Here is a 23,995-nt window from a genome sequence, read left to right as displayed (position 1 = left end):
GGGGACCGGGGGATCAGTGGCCCCGGTCGATCCACTCCTGCAGGTGCGGGGCCTCGTCGCCGATCGTCGTGTCGTCGCCGTGGCCGGTGTGCACGCGGGTCTCGGCGGGCAGCTCCAGCAGGACCGTCCGGATCGAGGCGACGATCGTGCCGAAGTCCGAGAACGACCGGCCGGTGGCGCCCGGGCCGCCGGCGAACAGGGTGTCGCCGGTGAACACGGTCGCCAGGTCCGGTGCGTACAGGCTCACCGCGCCGGGCGTGTGGCCCGGCGTGTGCAGGACGTGCAGGTCCGTCCCGGCGACCGTCACCACCTGGCCGTGGGCCAGGTCCGTCGTCGCCACCTGCGGGTGCGTCAGCTCCCACACCGGCCGGTCGGCCGGGTGCAGCAGCACCGGGACCTCGTGCCCGGCCCCCGAGAAGCGCTGCGCCAGCGCGGGAGCCTGCCGGACGTGGTCGTCGTGGGCGTGCGTGCAGACGACGGCCAGCAGCCGCCGGTCACCGATCGCGGTGGCGATGGCCTCGACGTCGTGGGGGGCGTCGAGGACGACGACCTGCTCGTCGTCCCCCACGATCCACACGTTGTTGTCGACGTCGAACGTCTGCCCGTCCAGGGAGAACGTGCCGGAGGTGACGAGGTGCTCGACCCGGGCGCTCAGAAGACCACCACCGAACGCAGCACGTCGCCGCTCCTCATGGTGGCGAACGCCTCCTCCACGTCGTCCAGGCCGATGCGCTCGGAGACGAACGCGTCCAGCGGCAACCGTCCCGCGGCGTGCAGCTCCAGCAGCTGCGGGAAGTCGCGCTCGGGCAGGCAGTCGCCGTACCAGGACGACTTCAGCGCCCCGCCGCGGCCGAACACGTCCAGCAGCGGCACCTGCAGCTGCATCTGCGGCGTGGGAACGCCCACGAGGACGACGGTGCCGGCCAGGTCGCGGCCGTAGAACGCCTGCCGCCACGTCTCGGGGCGGCCCACCGCGTCGATGACGACGTCGGCGCCGAAGGAGTCGGTGAGCTCGGCGATGGCCGCGACGACCCCGGCCTCGTCCAGGCCCCGGGAGTTCACGGTGTGGGTCGCGCCCAGCTGCTCGGCCCACGCCAGCTTCTTGTCGTCCAGGTCGATCGCGATGACGCGGCGGGCCCCGGCCAGGACGGCCCCGGCCACGGCCGCGCACCCCACGCCACCGCACCCGATGACGGCGACGGTGTCCCCGCGCTGGACCGGGGCGGTGTTCACCGCGGCGCCGATGCCGGCCATGACCCCGCACCCCAGCAGCCCGGCGACGGCCGGGTCCCAGCTGTCGCCGAGGACGGAGGTGTCGATCTTCGTGGCCTGCCCGGCCGCCACCAGCGTCTTCGGGGTGAAGGCGCCGATGCCCAGCGCCGGCGACAGCGGCGTGCCGTCGGTCAGCGTCATCGACTGCGTCGCGTTGTGGGTGGCGAAGCAGTACTGCGGCCGGCCCCGCTTGCAGGCCCGGCACTGCCCGCACACCGCGCGCCAGTTCAGGACGACCGGGTCGCCCACGGCCACGTTCGTCACGCCGTCGCCGACGGCCGAGACCGTCCCGGCGGCCTCGTGGCCCAGCAGGAAGGGGTAGTCGTCGTTGATGCCCCCCTCCCGGTAGTGCAGGTCGGTGTGGCACACGCCGCACGCGGCGACGTCCACGACGACCTCACCGGCGACCGGTTCGGGGACGACGACGTCCACCGTCTCGACGGGCGCACCCTTGGTGCGGGAGATGACTGCGGGAACGGTCCAGGCCATGGCCGCGACCCTAGCGACGCGCCCGGACACGGTCGAGCCGCCGGTAGCCTGGAGCCCGTGACCCTCCACCTGCACGACAGCGCCGCCGGCGCGGTGCGCGAGTTCGCGCCGCTCGTCCCCGGGCAGGTCGGCATGTACGTCTGCGGCCCCACGCCGCAGGGGTCGCCCCACCTCGGTCACGTCCGCAGCCAGGTCGTCTTCGACGTGCTGCGCCGCTGGCTGGAACGCTCCGGCCTGCGCGTGACGGCCGTGCGCAACGTCACCGACATCGACGACAAGATCCTCACCAGGGCCGCCGAGGCCGGCGACGAGTGGTGGGCCCACGCCTACCGCTACGAGCGCGAGTTCGCCGCCGCCTACGACGCCCTCGGCGTGCTGCCCGCCACGGTCGAACCCCGCGCCACCGGCCACGTCCCGGAGATGGTCGAGCTCATCGGCCGGCTCGTCGAGCGCGGGCACGCCTACGCCGCCGTCGACGGCTCCGGCGACGTCTACTTCGACGTCCGGTCCTGGCCCGCCTACGGCGAGCTGACCCACCAGCGCCTGGAGGACGTGGAACCGGCCACCGACGCCGACCCCCGCGGCAAGCGCGACCCGCGCGACTTCGCCCTGTGGAAGGGGACGAAGCCGGGCGAACCGGCGACGGCGTCCTGGGCCACCCCGTGGGGCCGCGGCCGTCCCGGTTGGCACCTGGAGTGCTCGGCCATGATCGGGCGCTACCTCGGCCCGCGGTTCGACATCCACGGCGGCGGCCTGGACCTGCGGTTCCCGCACCACGAGAACGAGCAGGCCCAGTCGCGCGCGGCGGGCGACGGGTTCGCGAACTTCTGGCTGCACAACTACTTCGTGACGATGTCCGGCGAGAAGATGAGCAAGTCCCTCGGCAACGTCCTGGGGATCCCGCACCTGCTGCGGACCCACCGCGCCGTCGTCCTGCGCTACTACCTCGTCTCCGGGCATTACCGGACGCACCTGGAGTGGTCGGAGAACTCGCTCGTGGAGTCCGAGGCCGCGTACTCGCGCCTGGAGGGTTTCGTCCGCCGCGCGGCCGAGCACCTCGGGACGGCGGGGGAGGCCGACGACGTCGCGCCGGCCTTCGCGGCGGCGATGGACGACGACCTCGCCACCCCGGCGGCGCTCGCGGTCCTGCACGAGACCGCGCGGGTCGGGAACTCGGCCCTGGCGGCCGGGGACGACGCGGCGCTGCGGACGGCGCTGGGGCACGTGCGGGCCGGGCTCGACGTGCTCGGCCTGGACCCGTTCGCCCACCCCTGGGTGGAGCAGGCGGGCGGGGCCGACGGGGCGCGGGCGGCGCTCGACGTCCTCGTGCGCGCCCGGCTGGACGAGAGGGCGGCCGCTCGCGCCGCCCGGGACTTCGCGACCGCCGACGCGGTGCGCGAGTCCCTCAAGAGCGCGGGCATCGTGATCGAGGACACGCCCACCGGAGCCCGGTGGGTCCTGGAAGGTGAGCAGTAGTGGCAGGGAACAGCCAGCGCCGCGGCGCGGTCAGCAAGGGCAAGAAGGGCCCGACCGGGGGCAGCGGCGGCAAGAACCGCCGGTCCCTGGAGGGCAAGGGCCCGACGCCGAAGGCGAGCGAGCGCCCGTACCACCCGGCGGCCAAGGCGGCCAAGAAGGCCGCCCACCGCGCGGCGACGACGAACTCCCGCCCCGGGGGCCGTCCCCCGGTGCGGCGCAAGGCGTCCGGTGAGACCGAGTGGATCGCCGGGCGGAACTCCATCGTCGAGGCGCTGCGCGCGGAACTGCCCGTCACGGGCATCTACGTCGCCTCCCGCATCGAGACCGACGACCGCGTCAAGGAGATCCTCGCCGCGGCCGGCAACCGGGGCATCCCGCTGCTGGAGGCCTCCCGGCAGGACCTCGACCGGTTCACCGAGAACGCCGTCCACCAGGGCGTCGCGGCCACGGTGCCGCCGTACGCGTACAAGCACCCGATGGACCTGCTCGACACGGCCGCCGGCTCTGGTCGCCCGGCCCTCGTCGTCGCGCTCGACGGTGTGACGGACCCGCGCAACCTCGGTGCCGTCGTGCGGTCCGTCGCGGCCTTCGGCGGGAACGGCGTCGTCGTGCCCGAACGCCGTGCGGCGGGCATGACGGCCTCGGCGTGGAAGACGTCGGCCGGTGCCGCCGCGCGCGTCCCCGTGGCCCGCGCCACGAACCTCGTCCGCGCCATCGAGGAGTACCAGAGGGTCGGGTTGTTCGTCGTCGGCCTCGACGCCGACGGGGACGTCGACCTGCCCGACCTGCGGCTGGCCGACGGCCCGCTCGTCGTCGTCGTGGGTGCCGAGGGCGCGGGGTTGTCCCGGCTGGTCCGCCAGACGTGCGACCAGGTCGTGAGCATCCCGATGGCCGCGGCCGTGGAGTCCCTGAACGCCGGGGTCGCCGCGGGCATCGCGCTCTACGAGGTCGCGCGCCACCGGTGAGCCTGGACGTCTTCCTCACCCGCTACGCCGGCGGCGCCGAGGTCCCGCTGGACCCGGCGGCCGTCCGCGCCGTGGTCGACCCGCTGGCCTCCGAGCGCGATCCGGAGCACCTGTTCGTCCGCGTCGAGACGCGCGACGGGTCGGCCGACGTGTACGGCTGCGGCGAGCCGTTCGACTCGCTCATGGTCGACCTCGACGGCGGGGACGAGGTCCGCGGGTTCGTCCTGGACCTCGCGCGGGCGACGGGAGCCGTGCTGGGGCTCACCGACCCGCCCGTCGCGGTGCCGGACGAGGCGCTGCTGGCGGACCTGCCGGCCGACCTGCGCGCCGGGGCCGTCGTCGTCGGCACCGTCGAGGAGCTGTCGCAGTTCCTGCGGTCCTGACCGCGCGGTCGACCCAGCCACCCCACCCCCAGGAGACGACGTGACCCCCCGCTTCCCCGACGGTGAGCTCGACGGGCTGCGCGCCCGCGGCGCCGGTCGCACGGCGACGGAGATCGCCCAGCAACCCGCGCTCTGGGCGGAGGTCGCCGACCTGGTCGTCCGCGACGGGCAGGCGGCGGCCTGGCTGGCGCCCCTGGTCGCCCGCCACGACCTGCGCCTGGTCCTGACGGGGGCCGGGACGTCCGCGTTCGTCGGGCAGGTGCTCGCCCCGGCGCTGACCCGCCTGCTCGGTCGACCCGTCGAGGCCGTCGCGACGACGGACCTGCTCGCCGACCCGGCCGGGACCCTGCGGCCCGACCGGGCGACGCTGCTGGTCTCCTTCGCCCGGTCCGGGGACAGCCCGGAGAGCGTGGCCGCCACGCAGGTCGCGGACGCAGCGCTGACCGAGGTCCACCACCTCGTCGTCACCTGCAACGCCGACGGCCGGCTGGCCCTGGCCCACGCCGGCCGGGCCGGCTCCCACGTCCTCACGCTGCCGCCGGCGACGAACGACCGCGGGTTCGCGATGACGTCGAGCTTCACCGCGATGCTGCTGGCGGCCCGGCTCCTCCTGGCGCCCGCCGCGACGGTGCCGGTGGACGACCTCGCCGCCGCCGCCGAGACGGCGCTGCGGTCCGCGACCGACCTGGCCGCGGTCGCCGCCCGGGGCCACGACCGCGTGGTCCTGCTCGGCAGCGGTCCCCTCGCCGGGCTGGCGCGGGAGGCGTCGCTGAAGCTCCTGGAACTCACCGCCGGTGCCGTCGTGGGTCTGCACGACACCCCGCTGGGGTTCCGGCACGGGCCGAAGTCGTTCCTGCGCAGCGGAACCCTCGCGGTCGTGTTCCGCTCCGGCGATCCCTACACCCGGCGCTACGACGACGACATCGTGACCGAACTCCGGGCGGCGCTGGGGGAGCGGGACGTGCTCGTCGTCGACCCGGTGCTGCCGGGCGGCGTGCCGGACGACCTGCGGGCCCTGCCCGCGGCGGTCACCGCCCAGCTGCTGGCGCTGCGGTTCGCCCTGGCCCGTCCCGGCACCCCGGACGACCCGTTCCCCGGCGGGGAGGTGAACCGGGTCGTGCAGGGCGTGACCGTCCACCCGTGGGCGCCGTGAACGTCTTCCTGGGCGTCGACGGCGGCGGCACCAAGACCGCCCTGTGCGTGCTGCGGGAGGACGGGGCCGTGCTGGCCGAGGTCGTCGCGCCGAGCTGCTACCACCTCGAGGGCGAGGGGACGACGGACCTGACCCGGGACGTGCTGTCCGCCGCCGTCGCCACCGCGTGCGACCTCGCCGGGACCGCGCCGGGGGCGGTGGCGTTCGCGTTCTTCGGTCTGCCGGCCTACGGCGAGGTGGCCGCGGACGTCCCCGTCCTGGACGTCGTCCCCGCCCAGGTCCTCGGCCACGACCGGTACGCGGTGGACAACGACGTCGTCGCCGGGTGGGCCGGGTCCCTCGGCGGAGCCGACGGCATCGGCGTGGTCAGCGGTACGGGTTCCATCGCCTACGGCCGCAACGGCTCGCACGCCGCGCGCGTCGGCGGCTGGGGTGAGGGCTTCGGTGACGAGGGGTCCGGGCACTGGCTCGGCGTCCGTGCGCTGCAGGAGTTCTCGAAGATGGCCGACGGCCGCACCCCGCCCGGGCCGCTGCTCGACGTCCTGCGCGAGCACCTGGGCCTGCGGACCGACCTCGACCTCGTCGACGTCGTGCTGAACCGCTGGCGCCGGTCCCGGCGGGAGGTCGCGGCGCTGTCGCGGCCTCTCGTCGCGGCCGCCCGCCGGGGGGACGCCACCGCTGTGGCGCTGCTGGAGGAGGCCGCCGCCGAGCTCGTCGAGCTCGTCGTGGCCGTCCGCGCCCGGGTCGGGTTCGCCGACGACGAGGTCGTCGCCGTGTCGCGGTCCGGCGGGGTCCTGGCCGTCCCGGAGGTGTCGGAGGGGTTCTCCCGCCGGCTGCGGGCGCTGGGGGGGTACGACGTGCGCAGCCCCCGGTTCGAACCGTCCCGGGGGGCTGCGCTGCTGGCGGCCCGGCTGGCCGGTCGTCCGCTGACCGGCGACGCACTGGCCCGGGTGGAGTCGACCCCGGCGACGGTGGTCGACGCCACGGGGAGCGACGCAGCGGGGGTCGTGGCAAACTGACCGGAGTTGAACAGCCGCACAAGTAGTTCAATCTGCAACTACCTGCTAGGCTGACCGGATGACGGAGCAGAACCCCCGCTGGCTGAACGCCGACGAACGCCGGGTCTGGTTGCGGCTGAGCGCGCTCATGGAACTGCTGCCCGCCGCTCTCGACGCGCAGTTGCAGCGGGACGCCGACCTCACCAAGACCGCCTACCTGACGCTGGCCATGTTGTCGGAGGAACCCACCCGCAGCCTGCGCATGAGCGAACTCGGTGCCCGCTCGAACGCGAGCCCCTCGCGCATCTCCCACGTCGTGTCCCGGCTCGAGAAGGACGGGTGGGTGCGCCGGGAGAAGAGCCCCAGCGACGGCCGCGGCCAGGTCGCCATCCTCACCGACGCCGGCTGGGACAAGGTCGTCGCCTCCGCGCCCGGCCACGTCGAACGCGTCCGCCAGCTCGTCCTGGACCCCCTCCAGGCCGAGGACCTCGCCCGCCTGGACGCCGTCATGGTCAAGCTCCTCGACGTCCTGGACCCGGACGCGAAGTTCGCCGCGACCGCGCTGGCCCGGCAGGTCTGACGCGAGCGGGCCCCGGGGGACGTCCCCCGGGGCCCGCTCGCGCTCAGGTGCCTCAGACGTGGTCGCGCCAGGAGTGCTCGGGTTCGTACCCGAGCAGCCGGCGGGCCTTGTCGATCGACAGCAGCGTCTCGTGCTCGGCGAGCTCCTTGCGCACCTCGACACCGGGGTACACCTCGGCCATCAGGTCGGCCGAGGAACGCGACATCACCGTGTCGGCGTTCGCGACGATGCACACCTCGACGCCGGGACCGGTGCGCTGCAGCGCCTTGCGCACGGCCTGGGCACCGTCGCGGGCGTCGATGTAGCCCCACAGGTTCCACTTGCGCAGCAGCGGGTCGGCGTCGAAGGAGGGGAACTTCGCGTAGTCCTCGACGTGCATGACGTTCGAGAACCGCAGGCCCGTCATCGTCAGCTCGGGCTCCCACCGGCAGAAGTGGTGGGCCATCTCCTCCTCGAGCGACTTCACGAGGGAGTACGTCGACTCCGGCCGCACCCGGTACTCCTCGTCCAGCGGGGCGTAGGGCGGGGGAGCGGAGTCGAAGGGCAGACCCAGGACGGTCTCGCTCGAGGCCCACACGACGTCGCGGATCCCGGCTGCGCGGGCGGCGTCGAAGACGTTCCACGTCGCGGCGGAGTTGTTGCGGAACGTCGCGCCGTTCGGCGCCAGGCCCGGGGCGGGGATCGCGGCCAGGTGCACGACGCCGGTGAAGGGACCACCGCGCTCCTCGATGCGGCCCGTGATCGCCTCGGTGACCTGACCGTGGTCGGTGAGGTCGATCCGGACGAACTGCGCGTCGTCGGCCGCGGTCAGGCCGGGCGGGCGGGTCTGGTCCAGGGCGAGCACGGAGAAGCCGTGGTCGAGCAGGTCGCGCAGCACGATGCGGCCGAGCTTGCCGGCCGCGCCCGTCAGCACGACACGGGGTTTCACGTCAGACAACAGCGTCCTCCAGGTGGGGTGGATCAGTACATGTCCGGGTCGACGACCGGGATCTCCCGCGTGCCGACCCCCAGCACCGCCCGTTCGTCGGGCTTGTTCGGCAGGACACCGACGACGTAGGAGTTCACGGCTTCCTCCAGACCCACGTCGTGCGAGGCCCGCTCGGACAGGTACCAGCGGTGCTCGAGCACCTCGTGGAACAGTTCAGCAGCTTCGACCTTGCCCCGCATCTCGCGCGGCACGGCGCGCTGGACGGGTTCGAAGACGTCGGCAACCCAGTCGTGGGCGACGATCTCCTCGTCCTCGCCCTGCCGGCCGTTCGCGGCGGTGTAGGAGTCGAGGTCGTTGAGCAGCCGTCGCGCCTGGTTCTCCTCGGCGTCCAGGCCGGTGAGGCGCAGCAGCCGCCGCGAGTGGTGGCCGGCGTCGACGACCTTGGGCTCGATCCGGACCGTCGTACCGTCGATGTCGGTGGTGATGGCCAGTTCCCCGACGTCGAAGCCGAGGTCGTTGAGGCGGCGGATGCGCGCCTCGACGCGCCAGCGGTCCCCGCGCTCGAACGACTCCGGCTCGGTGAGCTCGGCCCACAGCGCGTGGTACCGGGAGACGATGCGGTCGGCGATGGCGAGCACCTCGTCCATGTCGGCGTCCAGGGCCTCGGAGGCGACGACGTCCATCAGCTCACCGGCGATGTTCGTCCGGGCCAGGTCCACGTCGTACCCGCGCTGCCCGGTGGACAGCTCGTCGTACAGCTCACCCGTCTCGGCGTCCACGAGGTACGCGGCGAAGGCACCGGCGTCGCGGCGGAACAGGGCGTTGGACAGGGAGACGTCACCCCAGTAGAAACCGGTGAGGTGCAGCTTGACGAGGAGCACCGCGAGCGCGTCGACGGCGCGCTTGGCCGTGTCGGGCCGCAGCATCTGGCTGTAGAGGGCCCGGTAGGGCAGCGAGTACTGCAGGTGCCGGGTGATGAGCACGGCGTTGAGGGGTTCCCCGTCGCGACCGACCCGGCCGGTGATGACGGCGACCGGGGCCACCGAGGGCACCTCGAGCCGGTTCAGCAGCCGCAGCATCCGGTACTCGCGGTGGGCGATGGGGGCGTTGGTCTCCTTGACCGCCAGGACGCGGTTGCCGAGCTTGACGAACCGCACGATGTGCCGGGAGATGCCCCGGGGGAGCGCGGCGAGGTGGTGCTCGGGCCACTCCTCCAGCGGGACGTCCCAGGGCAGGTCCAGCAGTTCGGGGTACGGGCGGGCAGCGGTGATCTGCAGCGACGCCGCCGTCGAGGTGCTCACGCGACCATCCTCTCAGCCCGCCGGCCGCGAGCACGGAAGGCCGCCACCCCCGCGGGGAGTGGCGGCCCTCCGGTCAGGCGCTGGGCGCTCAGGCGCCGAGGCGCTCACCGCTGGTCACGTCGAACAGGTGGACGTGGCCCTGCTTGGGCGTGAAGTGGACCGTCGAGCCCTTCTCCGGGGGACGGCGACCGTCGACGCGCGCGATGACCTGGTGGGCCTCGCCACCGGCCTGCGCGAGCGAACCGTAGATGTAGGCGTCGGCGCCGAGCTCCTCGACGACGTCGACCTGGACCGGCAGGCCCGAGGTGGACAGCTCCAGGTCCTCGGGCCGGACCCCCAGGGTGACCTTGTCGCCCGTGCCGGACAGGACCGAGCGCTCCACCGGGTGCAGGGTGTCACCGAGCTTGAGGCCGCCGTCGGTCGCGTCGAGCGTCAGCAGGTTCATGGCCGGGGAGCCGATGAAGCCGGCGACGAAGACGTTGTTCGGGTGGTCGTACATGCGCCGCGGGGTGTCGACCTGCTGCAGCAGACCGTCCTTGAGGACCGCGACGCGGTCGCCCATCGTCATGGCCTCGACCTGGTCGTGCGTGACGTAGACCGTCGTGACGGCCAGGCGGCGCTGCAGCGAGGCGATCTGGGTGCGCGTCTGGACGCGGAGCTTGGCGTCGAGGTTCGACAGCGGCTCGTCCATGAGGAAGACCTGCGGCTGACGCACGATCGCGCGGCCCATGGCGACGCGCTGGCGCTGACCACCGGAGAGGGCCTTCGGCTTGCGGGTCAGGTACTGCTCGAGGTCGAGGATCTTGGCCGCCTCCTGCACGCGGCGCTTGATCTCGTCCTTGGGGGTGCCGGCGATCTTGAGCGCGAAGCCCATGTTGTCGGCGACCGTCATGTGCGGGTAGAGCGCGTAGTTCTGGAACACCATCGCGATGTCGCGGTCCTTCGGCGGGACCGTCGTGACGTCGCGGTCACCGATGAGGATGCGTCCGCCGTTGACGTCCTCGAGACCGGCGAGCATGCGCAGGGAGGTCGACTTGCCGCAGCCGGAGGGGCCGACGAGGACGAGGAACTCGCCGTCCTCGACGTGCAGGTCCAGGGCGTCGACGGCGGCCTTGTCGCCGCCGGGGTAGATGCGCGTCGCCTTGTCGAACGTGACCGTAGCCATCGTCGTTGTCCTTCCACCGGCAGGTACGTGCCGGACGATCCGTCGTGGAATGGGTGTCTTCAGTTGTCCGCCGCCACCGTGCGACGGTCGCCGGGCACGTCCGTGCACGACGCCGTGCATCGCTGCACCGCGGGTCCGCAGATCATGCACGACGGATCCCCTCCGGGCAAGGGTCCGGTGCGGCGGGTCGGGGACGGGAGCGCACCGCGCCGGCGTTGGGACCGTCAGGACGTCGCGCGGCTGCGGCGTCCGGGGGACGGTCGCCGCCCTGGTCGCCGGCCCCCTCGACCGTGGAGGACACTGAGGACCGTGGACCTGGAAGAGACCAAGCTGCCCGGCGTCGGGCTGCGGCACGACTTCACCACCGCGCGCGGCCGCCGCATCGGCGTGATCTCCACCCGTGGCGGCGAGCGCGAGCTGCTCGTCTACTCCCAGGACGATCCCGACGCCTGCCACGCCGTGATCGACCTCGACGGCGACGAGGCCGAGGTGCTGGCGGAGCTGCTCGGGCAGCCGCGCGTCATCGAGCGCCTGGCCCGCCTGCGCGAGCAGATCGAGGGTCTGGCCACCGAGGGCATCTACCTCGAGGACACCTCGCCCTACGTCGGCAAGACCCTGGGGGACGCGGCGATCCGCAGCCGCACGGGTGCCTCCGTCGTCGCGCTCGTGCGCGCCGGGGAGGTCGTCCCCTCGCCCGCGCCGTCCCAGGAGTTCGCCACCGGTGACAAGATCGTCGTCGTCGGGACCCAGGAAGGGGTCCGCGCGACGGCGGAACTGCTGCAGAACGGCTGAGGCCGCGGGCGCGCGAGGCCCGGGGCGGAGGGAGGACGGTTGGAACAGGTCCACACCGCCGCTCTGCTCATCGAGCTCGGTGCGGTCATCTTCGGCCTCGGCCTCGTCGGTCGCCTCGCCGGCCGGTTGGGCATCTCCCCGGTCCCGCTGTACCTGCTCGCCGGCCTGGCCTTCGGCGCGGGCGGCGTCGTCCCGCTGAACGCCCCCGAGGAGTTCCTCGAGGCGGCCTCCCAGGTCGGCGTCGTCATGCTGCTGCTCCTGCTGGGCCTGGAGTACTCCGCGGGCGACCTGCTGGGCAACCTGCGGCGCCAGGCGCCCGTGGGGGTCCTGGACCTGCTGCTCAACGGGTTGCCCGGCGCCGCCTTCGGGCTGCTGCTCGGCTTCGGCCCCGTGGGCGCGCTGGCGATGTTCGGCATCACCGCGGTGAGCTCGTCCGGCATCGTGGCCAAGGTCCTGAGCGACCTGGGGCGCCTGGGGAACCGGGAGACGCCCTCCGTCCTGGGCATCCTGGTCCTGGAGGACCTGGGGATGGCCGTCTACCTCCCGGTCCTGACCGCGGTCCTGGCCGCGTCGGGGGTGTGGGAGGCGACCGGGTCGGTGCTCATCGCCCTCGCGTGCCTCGCCGTCGCGCTCGTCGTCGCGCTGCGCTGGGGGGCAGTCGTCTCCCGGTTCGTCTCCGGCGGCTCCGGGGAGGTGACGCTGCTGCGCGTCCTGGGCCTGGCCCTCCTCGTGGCCGGGGTCGCCGAGCAGCTGCACGTGTCGGCGGCCGTGGGGGCGTTCCTGCTGGGCATCAGCCTGTCGAACGACCTCCCCCCGGAGGCGCACCACCGGCTCGAGCCGCTGCGCGACCTGTTCGCCGCCGTCTTCTTCGTCTCCTTCGGCCTGGCCACCAACCCCAGCACCCTGCCCCCGGTGCTCGTGCCGGCCCTGGGTCTGGTCGTCGTCGGCGTGGCCACGAAGCTCGTCACGGGGTGGGTCGCCGCCCGCCGCGCCGGCATCGCGGTGCCCGGCCGGGTCCGCGCCGGGGCCGCGCTCATCCCCCGCGGGGAGTTCTCCATCGTCATCGCCGGGCTCGCCACCGCCGCCGGGGTCGACGCCCGGCTCGCGGCGCTCGCCGCGGCGTACGTGCTCGTCATGGCGGTGCTGGGGCCCGTCCTGGCCCGCTTCGCCGACCCGTGGGCCCGCGCCTGGGTGCGGCGGCGGCGGGAGAGGGCCGCGACCACGGCGCGCTGACCGGCGTCCCGGGCGGGGGACCCCCTCCGGTGCGCCGAGGACGCTCCCGACCAGGGCGGGGGCGGGGGAGGTCGCGTGCGCACGAGGGCCGGGGCGGGCGCGGCAGAATGACCGGGACCGGTCGCCGCCGCACCGGGTCGTCACGAGGGCCCGGGGCCCGGCCGCGCGCCGGGGGGAGCTGGAGGTGGGTGTGGCCGCGCCGCTGACGGAGGCCGCCATCGAGCGCGTCCGCGAGCTCATCGTCCGCGGCGACCTGGGCCCCGGGCAGCGCCTGCCCGCGGAGTCCGCCCTGTCCGAGCAGCTCGGCGTCTCCCGGTCCGGTCTGCGCGAGGCCGTCCGCGCCCTGGTCACGGCCGGTGTGCTGGAGGTGCGCCGCGGGGACGGCACCTACGTCACGAGCCTGACCCCGGACCGGCTGTTCACCGGCCTCGCCGACGCCGTCGACCTCATGGCCGACGAGCACCTGCTCGCGGTCGTGGAGTGCCGACGGCTCCTGGAGCCCCAGGCGACGGCGCTCGCGGCCGCGCGCGCCGACCGGTCCGGCCTGGAGGCCGTCGCCCACCACCTGCGCCGCATGGAGGGGGCCGAGGACGAGGAGGAGCTGCTCGTCCACGACGAGCGCTTCCACGCCGCGGTCGCCGCCGCCAGCGGCAACGGGGCGCTGGCCGCGATCCTGCGCGGCGTCTCCGGGGCGACGGTCCGCGCGCGCGTCTGGCGCGCGCTCACGGTCGCCGATTCCCGGCAGCGCACGATCGCCGAGCACACCGCCATCTACGAGGCCGTGCGGGACGGTGACCGCGAGCGCGCCCACGCCGCCGCCCTGCTGCACGTGGCGAACGTCGAGGCGTGGTTGCGCACGACGTTGCCGCGCTGACCGCGCAACGGCGGGTGCTCAGCGAGGGGTGCTCAGGTCGAGCGGAGGTCGGCGAGGCGGTGCAGGAGGGCGGCGACGTCCGGGGGGCCCTCGACCCGGAACGCGGCGGCGGTCCGGTCCTGCCCGACCTTCACCGTCACGTCCCCGGACGCCGGGTCCAGGACGGCGAACGCGTCCTCGTCCGTCACGTCGTCCCCGGCGAACAGGACGGCCTCGACCGCGGGCCCGTCCGCGGACAGCCGGTCGCGCAGGCGCGTCAGCCCCGCACCCTTGCCGAGCTCGACCGCGCCGAGCTCGACGACCTCCTTGCCCCGCAGCACGTGCACGCCCTCCCACGTCGCGGGCCCGTCGAGCACGGCCCGCGTCAGGCGCTCGGCGTCGGGGCGGGAGGCGCGGCGGGTGTGCAGCACGACCGACATGGGTTTGCGCTCCACGTGCGCGCCGCCCACGTCCGCCGTCAACCGGTCCAGCTCGTCCCCGAGCCGCTCGAGCAGGGCGGACTCGGCGTCGTCGAGGCTCTGACCCCCCGCGGCGCCCTCCAGCGAGCTCTGCGTCCCGTGCCCGCCGACGAGGACGACAGCGTCCGGGGGAGCCGCGCACGCGCGCAGGTCGTCGAGGTGCCGGCCCGAGACCAGGGCCACGTCCGTCGAGGGGACGAGCCGGTCGAGGGCCTGCGCCGCCTCCGGCAGCGGCCGGGCGGCCGAGGGGTCGTCGACGAGGGGGGACAGGACCCCGTCGAAGTCGAGCGCCACGAGCACGCGACCGCGGGCGGCGAAGGACGCCAGCGCCGCGTCGAGGTCCGTGCTCACGCCCCGTCCTCCTGCCCCGCGTCGGCGGCGCGCGCCACCGAGGCCGAGGCCGGTGTCCGGTGGTGCTCGGCCAGGGCCTGGAGGAAGGAGGCGGCCCAGCGCTGCACGTCGTGGTCGCCGACGCGCCGGCGCAGCGCGCGCATCCGGCGTCCCGCCTCGCGCGGCGACATCCGCAACGCCCGCACGACCGTGTCCTTCAGGCCGTCGATGTCGTGCGGGTTCACCATGAGCGCCTGGCCGAGCTCGTCGGCCGCACCCGTGAACTCCGAGAGCACGAGGACACCGCGCTCGTCGTGCCGGGAGGCCACGTACTCCTTGGCGACGAGGTTCATGCCGTCGCGCAGGGCGGTCACGAGCATGACGTCGGCGGCGAGGAACAGCGCCGCCATCTCCTCCTTGCCGTAGGAGTGGTGCAGGTAGTGCACGGCCGTGTTCCCGATGGTCCCGTGCGTGCCGTTGATGCGGCCCACCGTGACCTCGACGTCCTGGCGCAGCTGGATGTACTGCTCGACGCGTTCGCGCGACGGCGTGGCGACCTGGATGAGGGCGGCCTCCTCGACGCTGACCTTGCCGTCGTCGAGCAGCTCCTCGAACGCCTTGAGGCGGTGCAGGATCCCCTTGGTGTAGTCGAGGCGGTCCACACCCAGCAGCACGTGCTCGGGGTTGCCGAGGTCGCGGCGGATCTCCGCCGCCCGGGCCTTGATGTCCTCGCGCTGGGCCAGCTCGTCCAGGGCACCGAAGTCGATGGAGATCGGGAACGACGCCGCCCGCACCTCCCGCCCGTCCTCGGCGTCGAGCCGGATCCGGCTCGAGCGGGCCGGCAGGTTCGAGGCCCGGCGGCACGCGCGCGCGAAGTTGCTCGCGTCCGCCGCGCGCTGGAAGCCCACGAGGTCGGCACCCAGCAGCCCGTCGATGATCGCCTTGCGCCACGGCAGCTGCGCGAAGATCTCGAACGGCGGGAACGGGATGTGGTTGAAGAACCCGATCGACAGGTCCGGCCGGCGTCGCCGCAGCATCCGCGGCACGAGCTGGAGCTGGTAGTCCTGCACCCAGACCGTCGCGCCCTCCGCGGCCTGCTCGGCGGCGGCCGCGGCGAACCGCTCGTTGACGCGGACGTAGGCCTCCCACCAGCTGCGGTGGTACCCGGGCGCCACGATGACGTCGTGGTACAGCGGCCACAGCGTCCCGTTCGAGAACCCTTCGTAGTAGTCCTCGACCTCCTCGGCCGACAACCCGATGGGCACGCAGCGCACGCCCTCGGCGTCGAACGGTTCCGGCGGGTCGCCGGCCGCACCGGCCCAGCCGACCCACGCGCCGTCCTCGCGCTGCATCACCGGTTCCAGGGCCGTCACCAGGCCCCCGGGGCTGCGCCGCCAGCTCGTCGAGCCGTCGGGTTCCTCCACCCGGTCCACGGGGAGCCGGTTGGCCACCACCACCAGGTCGTAGTCGCCGGCCATCGTGGTGTCCTCCTCGGTCGATCGCTGCGCGACCTCGCTCCGATCGCAGCCCGACCCTACTCACAGCCCGCCGACCCCACCCGCCGTGATCGTCGACCCCACCGGGCCGTGCCCCCGGCGACGGTCCGGGGGGCCTGCCCGGACGGCGTGGACCCCGGGCGGTGTGAAGAGGCCGTGCACGACCGGGTGAGCGGGCGCGGCTGTCGTACCGTGGGGTCGTGGTCACCCCCTACCCGCACCCCTCGGGCGACGCGCGCACCCGTGCCGTGCCCGCGGGCGGCCACCCCGGTCCGCACGGCGGTGCACCGCAGGGCCCGGGCGGGGTCGAGGACCCGCGCCTGCAGCGCACCCCCGACCAGGGCTGGTCGCCGCACACCTACGCGCCCTCGCCCGGTGACACGCTCGGCCGCTACCGGCTGGACCGCGAGATCGGCCAGGGCGGCATGGGCATCGTCTACCTCGGCCTGGACGACGAGCAGCGCGCCGCGGCGCTCAAGGTGCTCAAACCGCACATCGCCGCCGACCCGCAGGCTCGCCAGCGCCTGGCCCGCGAGGTCGCCACGCTCGAACGCGTCCGCTCCCCGCGCGTCGCGGAGGTCATCGCCGCCGACGTCGACGGGCCGTGGCCGCACCTGGTGACCCGCTACGTGCCCGGCCCGTCGCTGGAACACGTCGTGCAGACCCGCGGACCGCTGCGCGGCGGCCGGTTGCGCGACCTCGGGCACGGTCTGGCCGAGGCGTTGCACGCCATCCACGCCGCCGGGGTCGTCCACCGCGACCTCAAGCCCAGCAACGTCCTGCTGCTCGACGGGCTGCCCGTGGTCATCGACTTCGGCATCGCGCACGTCGCCGACGACGTCCGGCTCACCTCCACCGGGCTCGTCATGGGCACCCCCGGCTACCTCTCGCCCGAGGTCGTCGCCGGGGGTCTCGTCTCCCCGGCCACCGACTGGTGGGGCTGGGCCGCGACCGTCGCGTTCGCCGCCAGCGGTCGCCCCCCGTTCGGCACCGGTCCCATGGAGGTCGTCCTCGACCGCGTCCGGCGGGCCGACGTCGACCTGTCCGGCGTGCCCGCCGACCTGCGCGGCCCCCTCCTCGCGGCGCTCGCCGTCAACCCGGCCCACCGCCCCGCCCCCGACGCCCTGCTGCGCGCGCTCGACGGGGCGACGACCGGTCCCCAGGCCCACCTCGGTCCCGCGGACCGCACGACCGCCGTGCCGGCCGACGTGCCGGCGGGTCGGGGACGGGATCAGGGACCGCGGTCCCGGTTCGAGTCCCTCATCGCCGACGAGGGGCGGGCCGCCGGCCCCGCGACGGGGTCCGCGGCCGAGGCCACCAGCGTCCTGCCGCCCGTGCGGCCGGCCGCTCCGACCGCCCGGGTCCCGCAGTCCGGGCCGGTGGACCGGCGCCCGCCCGTCCAGCAGGCCCCGCCCGGGTGGATCCCGCAGGCGCCCGGGCCGGGCCAGGGCCCGCAGCAGGCCCCCGCCCGGTACGACGCGACGCAGGCGCACCCCCTGGCCGGTCAGCCCGCCGCCCAGGCGCCCCGCCTCGGGACGAACGGCGAACCGGCGCGGCCGCAGCGGTCCTGGACGATCCTCGCCGGCCTGCTGGCCCTCGTGGGTGTCTTCGCCGTGGCGCCGGCCGCGGGTGTCGCGCTGGCCCTCGTGGGCGGGACCGCCGCCCGCACCGTCGACCGCGCCGCCGCCGGGCTGTTCCGCCGCCGCTGGGAGGCCGGGCCCCGGCCGACGGACGCGTTCGCCGTGGGTGCGGCCACCCCGTGGCACGCCCTGCGCGCCGCGGTGTCGACGGTCTTCGCCTCGATCATCCCGCTGCTCGTCGGGGTGAGCGTCGTGTTCATCCTCGGCACCTTCACCCGGGGCGCCCTCGGCGGTTACGAGAGCGCGTGGACGCTGGCCGCCGCCGGCCTGACGGGCACGCTCGTCGCCTGGCACGGACCGGGGGGCCGGTCGCTGCAGCGCGGCACCCGCACCGCGATCCGGGGCGCGCTGCGGGGTGAGCGCGAGACGGGTGTCGCCGTCGGCGTGCTGCTGCTCGTCGCCTTCGCGGCCCTGCTCGTGGTGCTGGGCGGGGGCCAGCCCGACTGGCGGCCCCTGACGTCCTCGCCGCTGCAGTGGCTGAGCTGAGCCCCCTCACCTTTCCTCCCGTCCGGCAGGGTGCGCTCAGCGCCAGACGGCGCCGGTCCCGTCCATGGCCGACCAGAACGGGTTCGAGGCGTTGATCTGCCCGCGCCGCACCGGCTCGCCGGTGAACGCGGACGCGTAGACGGCGGCGACGAGCTCGAGGGTGTCCCGGGCCGTGGCGAGCGCGACGGGGGGAGCGTCCCCGGCGTCGAGCGCGTCGAGGACGGCCCGGAACTGGGCCTCGTGGCTGGAGGGCACGCCCCGGGGCTCGCGCGCCCAGGCCGTCTCGACCTCCCCCTCGTGACCGGGGGCGGCGGTGACGCGGAAGTCGTCGTCGCCGTAGCCGTAGAGGTGGGTCAGTTCCACCGTCGCCAGCTCCAGGTCGAACCGCATGACCGTCGTCTCGCGCACCGAGACCGCCGAGTTCACGACGCTCGCCAGGCTGCCGTCGCCGAACCGCACCGTCGCCACGGAGACCTCCTCGGTCTGCGTGGGCCGCGACCCGCGGGCGGCCATGGCGCTGACCTCCTCCCACGGCCCGAGGACGGCGAGCAGCACGTCCAGCTGGTGGATGCCGTGGCCCATCGTGGTGCCGCCGCCCTCGACGGCGAAGCTCCCGCGCCAGGGCACCTGGAAGTAGGCGTCCGAGCGGTACCACTGGGTCAGGCAGGTCGTGACGAGGGGGCGGCCGAGCGAGCCGTCCTCGACGATCGAGCGCAGCCGCTGCACGCCGGAACCGAACCGGTGCTGGGAGACGACGGCCACCGAACCGCTCGAGGCGCGCTCCGCGGCGAGCAGGCGGTCGGTCTCCGCCAGCGAGAGGGCCACGGGCTTCTCCAGCACGACGCTGGCCCCGGCGGCGAGCGCCTCCCGGGACAGCTCGACGTGCGAGGACGGTGGCGTGCAGACGTGCACGAGGTCCACCTCGTCCCCGGCCAAGACCTCGGTCAGGGTCGCGGCCGTGCGCGGGACGGACCACTCGGCGGCGAACGCGGCGGCCCGGTCGGCGTCGAGGTCGACCGCGGCCACGACCTCGACCCGCTCACCCAGCGCGCGCAGCGCCCGGACGTGGGAGTGGGCGATGGCGCCGGTGCCGACGACGACGGCGCGGCGGGCGGCGGAGTGCGGGGCGGTGGGCACCATGGGTTCCTCGGGGCTGCTCGGGACGGTTCCGCGCGACGGTTCCCGGAGCGGGCGGGCGGTCGCCGACCCGCGGACAGCGCTTTCCCGAGGACCCTAGCAAGCGCGGTCGCCCCCCGGACCCCCGCCTCAGGACAGGGCGGGGGTGCTCGCCCGCAGCAGGACCTCACCCGCGACGTGCTCCAGGCGCGCCGGACCCCCGTCGGCGGAGTCGACCAGGTCGAACAACCGGCGACCGATGTCGGTCAGCGGCAGGCGGACCGTCGTCAGCGCGGGCGCGACGTCGCGCAGCGTCGGGATGTCGTCGAACCCCGCCACGGCGAGGTCGCGCGGGACGTCCAGCCCCGCGTCCCGCGCGGCGGCGATGGCCCCCACGGCCATGACGTCGTTCACCGCCAGCAGCACCGGGGCCGGTGCGGTCCGGCGCCGTCGCGGCCGGTCGGCGAGCAGGGCCGCCACCGCGTCGTAGGCGCCGTCGCGGGTGAAGGGACCCGCGACCCGCTGGGCGGGTTCGAGCCCGCGGGCGGCCAGCCCGGCGAGGAAACCCGCCGTCCGGTCCCGCGCGGTCACGAGGTTCTCAGGTCCCTGGAGCACCCAGGACTCCCGGTACCCCAGGTCCACGACGGCCTCGGTCAGCCGCCGGGCCCCGCCCTCGTTGTCGACGAGGACGCTGTCGACCCCCAGGACGTCCTGGGTGGCCGCCGCCACCTGCCCCCCGCCCGCTCGGAACGCCTCGAGCTCGGCGCGCAGGGCCTCGGTGCGTTCGGCGTCCACCCAGCGCGACCCGGCGAGGACGACCGCCCGCACCCGCTGCCGGCGCAGCGCCGCCACGTGGGCGACCTCGCGGTCGGCGTCGCCCCGGGTGACGGACAGCGTGACGATGGCCCCGGCCGTCTCCGCCGCGTCCATGACGCCCGCGGCCAGGGAGGAGAAGTACGGGTCGGCGATGTCGTGGACGACGAGGCCGACCACGTCGGACCGGCCGCGGGCCATGGCCTGCGCCTGCGCGTTGGCGCTGTAGTCGAGCCGGGCGGCGGCGTCGTGGACCCGTTCGCGCAGCGCCTGGCCCACGACGCGGGTGCTGCCGTTGAGGACGCGCGAGGCGGTGGCCAGGGAGACCCCCGCCTCGCGGGCGACGTCGTCGAGGGTCACGGGCCCGTCGGGGCGGGACCGCCGGGCACGTCGTCGAGGTTCAGCGCTGGCCACGGGGGACATCGTGCCCTGTCGTCCGCGGCACCGCGGGCAGCCTCGGCAGCGCGGTCGGGGGGCTCAGAGCACGTCCGCGTACTCCTGCGCGTGCCGGCGCACGTGCAGCCGGACGAAGGAGCAGGCAGGCACCACCCGCCACCCCCGCGCCCGCGCGTCCCGCAGGGCGGCGTCGACGACCGTGGTCGCCAGGCCCTGGTTCTCGTGGGCCGGGTCGACCTCGGTGTGGACCATCGCGATCCCGTCGCCGTGCGGGACGTAGTCGGCCAGGGCGACCACCCGCCCCTCGAGCCGGCCCTCCCAGCGGTGGGCGGTCTCGTCGTGGGTGACGACCAGGTCCTCGGCGGGGGTTCCCATGGCGGCTGCAACGCCCGCCGCCGCCCCGCCCTTCCCGCCCGTGGGGGGAGGCGGGGAGGGCCGGGGCGCGCGCGCCTGCGTCGCCACGGACGAGGGGATCCCCTCGCCGGACGTGGCGTCCTCGACGACCCGGCGCTGCACCGGGGGAAGGCGGGTCCCCGGTCGAACCGGCTGCGGTCCGCGATCCCGGGCGGCGGTGCTCGCGGTGACGTGAGCCGTCCGGCGCTCAGGCGCTCTTCGGCAGGCCCGGCGGGTTCACCTGCGACTGCGGCACGGCCTCGTCCGCGAGGTTCCACCGCTCCAGCGTCCCCGCGTACTGCCCGCCGGCGATGAGGTGGTCCAGCGCGGCGGCGAGGGCCTGGACGAGGCCGTCGTCCTTCTTCGTCATCGCGGCGATGTCGGCCTGGACCGTGCCGCCGCCGGGGACCGTGCCGACGATCCTCGTGTCACCGGCGACGAGGGCGTGGTAGGCGGCGGTGGGGTTCGGGCCGAAGTTCGCCTGGATGCGCCCGGACTTCAGCGCCAGGTAGGTGTCCGAGGCCTGCTGGTAGTACTGGATGGTGGCGGGTTCGCGGCCGGCGGCCTCGTTCTGCTGGTTCCACTCCAGCAGCACCTTCTCCTGGTTCGTGCCCGAGCCGACCGACACCGTCAGGCCCGCGACGTCCGCGGGGCCGGCGATCGTCGTGATCCCGGAGTCCCTCGCGACCTCCCACGCCAGCGTGTCCACGCGGTAGGAGGCGAAGTCGTACTCCTCCTTGCGCTCCTCGGTGACGGTGATGTTGGAGAACCCCACGTCGAACTGGCCGGAGTCGACCGAGAGGAAGAGGTTCTCCCAACTGGTCGCCCGCACGTCGGGCTCGAGCCCCAGGACGCCGGCGACCAGCAGGGCGATGTCGGGTTCGATCCCGATGACGGTCCTGTCGTCGTCGGCCGCGAAGCTCAGCGGCGGGGCCCCGTTGCCGGTGGTGCCGATGACGAGGGTCCTGCGGTCGCGGATCGCCCGGGGCACCGTGGCCGCGATCTCCGGGACCGCCTCGGCGGTCAGCCGGCCCCTCTGGGCGGGGCTGGTGTCGACGCCTCCGGCGGCACCCGATCCCGAGGGTGCGGCGGCGGGGTCGGCGGTGCCCGTGGCGCACGCGGACACGGCCCACGGGGTGGCGGCCAGCGACAGGAGCCAGGTACGACGGCTGAGCACGGTGTTCTCCTCGGGTCTGGCCGCCCGGTGGGCAGGCCGGCAGGGCGGTCCGGCGGGCGCCGGACCGGTGGGACGCTGCGGTGGGTCAGAGCACCTTGGCCAGGAAGGCCCGGGTGCGGTCGTGCCGCGGTCGGTCGAAGACCTCGGAGGGGGTGCCTTCCTCCAGGACGACCCCGTCGTGCAGGAACAGCACCCGGTCGGCCACCTCGCGGGCGAACCCGATCTCGTGCGTGACGACGACCATCGTCGTCCCGGTAGCGGCCAGGTCGCGGATGACGTCGAGCACTTCTCCGACGAGTTCGGGGTCCAGGGCGGACGTGGGTTCGTCGAAGAGGACCAGCGACGGGCGCAGGGCGAGAGCCCGGGCGATGGCCACGCGCTGCTGCTGACCACCGGACAGCCGGCGGGGGTACTCACCGGCCTTGTCGTGCAGACCGACCCGTGCCAGCAGAGCCCGCGCCTCGACCTCCACCTCGGCCCGCCGGCGCTTCTGCGCCGACACCGGGGCTTCGACGACGTTCTCCAGGACGGTCAGGTGCGGGAACAGGTTGAAGTGCTGGAACACGAACCCGATGCGGGACCGCTGGCGCAGGACCTCCCGCTCGTGCAGTTCGCGCAGGTGCCTGCCCGTCCGGCGGTAGCCGATGAGGTCACCGTTCACCTCGACGAGGCCGGCGTCGACCTTCTCGAGGTGGTTGATGGTCCGCAGGAGCGTCGACTTCCCCGACCCGGACGTGCCGAGCACCACGGTGACCGTGCCGGCGGCGACGGACAGGTCGATCCCGCGCAGGACCTCCAGCGCGCCGAACCTCTTGTGGACGCCTTCGAGGTGCACGACGGGCGGGGTCGTGGCGGCAGGGTCCAGGACGGGGCTCATCGGGTGGCTCCCCGGCGGCGAGCGCGGGCCGCACGCGCGGACCGCAGGAGCTGCAGGAACGGCGGTGGGGTGTCGGCGCGGGAACTGCCCCAGCCGTAGTGGCGCTCGACGAGCCACTGCAGCACCGACAGGACGGTGGTGAGGACCACGTACCAGACGGCGGCGACCAGCAGCAGCGGTATCACCCTCCCGGTGCGGTTGTAGACGACCTGGACCTGGTAGAAGAGTTCGGGCAGCGCCATGACGTAGACGACCGAGGTCCCCTTGAGCAGTCCGATGACCTCGTTCCCCGTGGTCGGCACGATGATGCGCAGGGCCTGCGGCAACTGGATCCGCCAGAACTGCCGGACCTGGGGGATGCCCAGGGCCGCGGCCGCCTCCCGCTGCCCCGGGTCGACGGCGAGGAAACCCGACCGGACGATCTCGGCGAAGTACGCCGCCTGGTGCAGACCGAGCCCGAGGAACGCCGCTGTCAGGGGCCCGACAAGGTTCTGGGTCGGGAACGTCCAGAACTGCGGGCCGAACGGGATGCCGAACCCGACGACCTCGTACAGGATCGCGAGGTTGTACCAGAACAGCAGCTGCAGGATGAGCGGGACCGAGCGGAAGACGCTGGTGTAGGTGAAGCTGACGCCCTTGAGCAGCGGGTTGCGCGACATCCGCATCAGAGCCAGCACGGTGCCGAGGGCCAGGCCGATGGCGGTCCCGACGAGGGTCAGCCGGACCGTGAGCCACATCGCCTCCAGGATCGTGGCCGAGAACAGGAACTGCGCCACGGTCGGCCACTCCCAGGCGGGGTTGGTGACGAGGGCGTTGACGGCCATCGCGGCCAGCACCGCGACGACGGCCGTGGCCACCCAGCGCCACGGGTGGCGGGCCGGCAGCACCGTGAGCGGCAGGGCCGGGGCGGACCGCGGGTCTGCCGCCGCGGGCGGGACGGCACGTGCGGTGTCGCTCATCGGCGGTTTCCCTGCGGGTCGGACAGCTCGTCGTGCAGCACGTCGGGCAGTGGTTCGTGGACGGGGATGTGTGCGCTGGTGGTCCGCGGCAGGTCGGCGGCGCGGGGGTTCCTCCACCGCAGCGGGACGAGCGTTCGGGGGCCGGCACCGACGGTGCCGACACGGGTGGGACGGGACACGGGGGCTCCCCGGGGAGGTGCCGCAGGGCACGAGGTGGCGTCCGCGGGCGCAGCCGCGACGGACGG

At 74.6% G+C, this 23,995-nt stretch carries 24 protein-coding genes; 10 read left to right on the top strand and 14 right to left on the bottom strand.

All coding sequences use genetic code 11. The annotated features are described in order from the left end of the window. Window positions 1-13: 13 nt before the first annotated feature. Together AB2L28_RS03785 and AB2L28_RS03780 are read right to left on the bottom strand one after the other, a co-directional pair. Entirely contained in the window at window positions 14-655 is a 642-nt protein-coding gene (locus AB2L28_RS03785; RefSeq protein ID WP_370717844.1) for an MBL fold metallo-hydrolase, read from the bottom strand. Continuing rightward, window positions 652-1,761 carry an S-(hydroxymethyl)mycothiol dehydrogenase gene (locus AB2L28_RS03780; protein WP_370717398.1) on the bottom strand — a complete coding sequence of 370 codons (1,110 nt, stop codon included), beginning with the start codon at window positions 1,759-1,761 and terminating at the stop codon, window positions 652-654. Before AB2L28_RS03780 ends, AB2L28_RS03785 begins: the two co-directional genes overlap by 4 nt. Window positions 1,762-1,818: 57 nt before the next feature. Here AB2L28_RS03780 and cysS point away from each other — a divergent pair, with 57 nt between their 5' ends. From cysS to AB2L28_RS03750, 6 genes are read left to right on the top strand one after another with little or no spacing between them, the layout of a single operon-like run. After that, the gene (cysS, locus tag AB2L28_RS03775) at window positions 1,819-3,237 is read left to right on the top strand and encodes a cysteine--tRNA ligase (protein ID WP_370717397.1); all 1,419 of its coding nucleotides are present in this window, start codon (window positions 1,819-1,821) and stop codon (window positions 3,235-3,237) included. Beyond that, window positions 3,237-4,202, top strand: a complete 966-nt coding sequence (gene rlmB / locus AB2L28_RS03770; RefSeq protein ID WP_370717396.1) for a 23S rRNA (guanosine(2251)-2'-O)-methyltransferase RlmB — start codon at window positions 3,237-3,239, stop codon at window positions 4,200-4,202. Before cysS ends, rlmB begins: the two co-directional genes overlap by 1 nt. Then, the gene (locus AB2L28_RS03765; protein ID WP_370717395.1) at window positions 4,199-4,585 is read left to right on the top strand and encodes a hypothetical protein; all 387 of its coding nucleotides are present in this window, start codon (window positions 4,199-4,201) and stop codon (window positions 4,583-4,585) included. Before rlmB ends, AB2L28_RS03765 begins: the two co-directional genes overlap by 4 nt. Window positions 4,586-4,625: 40 nt before the next feature. Continuing rightward, on the top strand, window positions 4,626-5,738 hold the full coding sequence (locus AB2L28_RS03760; protein WP_370717394.1) for an SIS domain-containing protein: 1,113 nt from the start codon (window positions 4,626-4,628) through the stop codon (window positions 5,736-5,738). After that, window positions 5,726-6,757, top strand: coding sequence for a BadF/BadG/BcrA/BcrD ATPase family protein (locus tag AB2L28_RS03755; protein ID WP_370717393.1), 1,032 nt, complete (start codon window positions 5,726-5,728; stop codon window positions 6,755-6,757). Before AB2L28_RS03760 ends, AB2L28_RS03755 begins: the two co-directional genes overlap by 13 nt. A gap of 58 nt (window positions 6,758-6,815) precedes the next feature. Next, a complete protein-coding gene (locus tag AB2L28_RS03750; RefSeq protein ID WP_370717392.1) occupies window positions 6,816-7,316 on the top strand; it encodes a MarR family winged helix-turn-helix transcriptional regulator in 501 nt (166 codons plus the stop codon). Window positions 7,317-7,368: 52 nt separating this feature from the next. Here AB2L28_RS03750 and AB2L28_RS03745 read toward each other — a convergent pair whose 3' ends face one another. The 3 genes from AB2L28_RS03745 to AB2L28_RS03735 all read right to left on the bottom strand — a co-directional run bounded on the left by AB2L28_RS03745 (window position 7,369) and on the right by AB2L28_RS03735 (window position 10,710). Continuing rightward, a complete protein-coding gene (locus AB2L28_RS03745) occupies window positions 7,369-8,244 on the bottom strand; it encodes an NAD-dependent epimerase/dehydratase family protein (RefSeq protein ID WP_370717391.1) in 876 nt (291 codons plus the stop codon). A gap of 32 nt (window positions 8,245-8,276) precedes the next feature. Continuing rightward, the gene (locus AB2L28_RS03740; RefSeq protein ID WP_370717390.1) at window positions 8,277-9,545 is read right to left on the bottom strand and encodes a DUF4032 domain-containing protein; all 1,269 of its coding nucleotides are present in this window, start codon (window positions 9,543-9,545) and stop codon (window positions 8,277-8,279) included. Between the two features lie 88 nt (window positions 9,546-9,633). Further along, the gene (locus tag AB2L28_RS03735; RefSeq protein WP_370717389.1) at window positions 9,634-10,710 is read right to left on the bottom strand and encodes an ABC transporter ATP-binding protein; all 1,077 of its coding nucleotides are present in this window, start codon (window positions 10,708-10,710) and stop codon (window positions 9,634-9,636) included. A 309-nt stretch (window positions 10,711-11,019) separates the two neighbouring features. Here AB2L28_RS03735 and AB2L28_RS03730 point away from each other — a divergent pair, with 309 nt between their 5' ends. From AB2L28_RS03730 to AB2L28_RS03720, 3 genes are all read left to right on the top strand, one after another. Continuing rightward, on the top strand, window positions 11,020-11,502 hold the full coding sequence (locus AB2L28_RS03730) for a cation:proton antiporter regulatory subunit (RefSeq protein WP_370717388.1): 483 nt from the start codon (window positions 11,020-11,022) through the stop codon (window positions 11,500-11,502). A gap of 39 nt (window positions 11,503-11,541) precedes the next feature. Beyond that, window positions 11,542-12,735: a cation:proton antiporter gene (locus AB2L28_RS03725; protein WP_370717387.1), complete on the top strand. Its 1,194-nt coding sequence runs from the start codon at window positions 11,542-11,544 to the stop codon at window positions 12,733-12,735. A 190-nt stretch (window positions 12,736-12,925) separates the two neighbouring features. Continuing rightward, window positions 12,926-13,609, top strand: a complete 684-nt coding sequence (locus AB2L28_RS03720; protein ID WP_370717386.1) for a FadR/GntR family transcriptional regulator — start codon at window positions 12,926-12,928, stop codon at window positions 13,607-13,609. Window positions 13,610-13,641: 32 nt separating this feature from the next. Here AB2L28_RS03720 and otsB read toward each other — a convergent pair whose 3' ends face one another. Together otsB and AB2L28_RS03710 are read right to left on the bottom strand one after the other, a co-directional pair. Then, entirely contained in the window at window positions 13,642-14,418 is a 777-nt protein-coding gene (otsB, locus tag AB2L28_RS03715; RefSeq protein WP_370717385.1) for a trehalose-phosphatase, read from the bottom strand. Then, window positions 14,415-15,875 carry an alpha,alpha-trehalose-phosphate synthase (UDP-forming) gene (locus AB2L28_RS03710; RefSeq protein ID WP_370717384.1) on the bottom strand — a complete coding sequence of 487 codons (1,461 nt, stop codon included), beginning with the start codon at window positions 15,873-15,875 and terminating at the stop codon, window positions 14,415-14,417. The genes otsB and AB2L28_RS03710 overlap by 4 nt, the downstream gene beginning before the upstream one ends. Before the next feature lie 218 nt (window positions 15,876-16,093). Here AB2L28_RS03710 and AB2L28_RS03705 point away from each other — a divergent pair, with 218 nt between their 5' ends. Continuing rightward, entirely contained in the window at window positions 16,094-18,019 is a 1,926-nt protein-coding gene (locus tag AB2L28_RS03705; RefSeq protein ID WP_370717383.1) for a serine/threonine-protein kinase, read from the top strand. A gap of 36 nt (window positions 18,020-18,055) precedes the next feature. Here AB2L28_RS03705 and AB2L28_RS03700 read toward each other — a convergent pair whose 3' ends face one another. The 7 genes from AB2L28_RS03700 to AB2L28_RS03670 form a co-directional block, all read right to left on the bottom strand. Beyond that, window positions 18,056-19,159, bottom strand: coding sequence for a Gfo/Idh/MocA family protein (locus AB2L28_RS03700; RefSeq protein ID WP_370717382.1), 1,104 nt, complete (start codon window positions 19,157-19,159; stop codon window positions 18,056-18,058). Window positions 19,160-19,285: 126 nt separating this feature from the next. Continuing rightward, entirely contained in the window at window positions 19,286-20,362 is a 1,077-nt protein-coding gene (locus AB2L28_RS03695) for a LacI family DNA-binding transcriptional regulator (RefSeq protein WP_370717381.1), read from the bottom strand. A gap of 63 nt (window positions 20,363-20,425) precedes the next feature. Continuing rightward, on the bottom strand, window positions 20,426-20,719 hold the full coding sequence (locus AB2L28_RS03690) for a GNAT family N-acetyltransferase (protein WP_370717380.1): 294 nt from the start codon (window positions 20,717-20,719) through the stop codon (window positions 20,426-20,428). A gap of 226 nt (window positions 20,720-20,945) precedes the next feature. Next, window positions 20,946-21,914: an ABC transporter substrate-binding protein gene (locus AB2L28_RS03685; RefSeq protein ID WP_370717379.1), complete on the bottom strand. Its 969-nt coding sequence runs from the start codon at window positions 21,912-21,914 to the stop codon at window positions 20,946-20,948. Window positions 21,915-21,999: 85 nt separating this feature from the next. Then, a complete protein-coding gene (locus AB2L28_RS03680; RefSeq protein WP_370717378.1) occupies window positions 22,000-22,791 on the bottom strand; it encodes an amino acid ABC transporter ATP-binding protein in 792 nt (263 codons plus the stop codon). After that, window positions 22,788-23,750: an amino acid ABC transporter permease gene (locus AB2L28_RS03675; protein WP_370717377.1), complete on the bottom strand. Its 963-nt coding sequence runs from the start codon at window positions 23,748-23,750 to the stop codon at window positions 22,788-22,790. Before AB2L28_RS03675 ends, AB2L28_RS03680 begins: the two co-directional genes overlap by 4 nt. Then, window positions 23,747-23,929, bottom strand: a complete 183-nt coding sequence (locus AB2L28_RS03670) for a hypothetical protein (RefSeq protein WP_370717376.1) — start codon at window positions 23,927-23,929, stop codon at window positions 23,747-23,749. The genes AB2L28_RS03675 and AB2L28_RS03670 overlap by 4 nt, the downstream gene beginning before the upstream one ends. Window positions 23,930-23,995: the final 66 nt, after the last annotated feature.

It is taken from the genome of Kineococcus mangrovi (assembly GCF_041320705.1).
Taxonomy (GTDB): Bacteria; Actinomycetota; Actinomycetes; order Actinomycetales; family Kineococcaceae; genus Kineococcus; species Kineococcus mangrovi.
This window is presented reverse-complemented; position numbering and strand designations above follow the sequence as displayed.

Excerpts from the sequence above, each read along its gene's own strand:
- AB2L28_RS03780 (WP_370717398.1), bottom strand. The coding sequence starts at position 1,761 with ATGGCCTGGACCGTTCCCGCAGTCATCTCCCGCACCAAGGGTGCGCCC.
- AB2L28_RS03750 (WP_370717392.1), top strand. The coding sequence starts at position 6,816 with ATGACGGAGCAGAACCCCCGCTGGCTGAACGCCGACGAACGCCGGGTC.
- AB2L28_RS03735 (WP_370717389.1), bottom strand. The coding sequence starts at position 10,710 with ATGGCTACGGTCACGTTCGACAAGGCGACGCGCATCTACCCCGGCGGC.
- AB2L28_RS03710 (WP_370717384.1), bottom strand. The coding sequence starts at position 15,875 with ATGGCCGGCGACTACGACCTGGTGGTGGTGGCCAACCGGCTCCCCGTG.
- AB2L28_RS03700 (WP_370717382.1), bottom strand. The coding sequence starts at position 19,159 with ATGGTGCCCACCGCCCCGCACTCCGCCGCCCGCCGCGCCGTCGTCGTC.
- AB2L28_RS03690 (WP_370717380.1), bottom strand. The coding sequence starts at position 20,719 with ATGGGAACCCCCGCCGAGGACCTGGTCGTCACCCACGACGAGACCGCC.
- AB2L28_RS03680 (WP_370717378.1), bottom strand. The coding sequence starts at position 22,791 with ATGAGCCCCGTCCTGGACCCTGCCGCCACGACCCCGCCCGTCGTGCAC.
- AB2L28_RS03675 (WP_370717377.1), bottom strand. The coding sequence starts at position 23,750 with ATGAGCGACACCGCACGTGCCGTCCCGCCCGCGGCGGCAGACCCGCGG.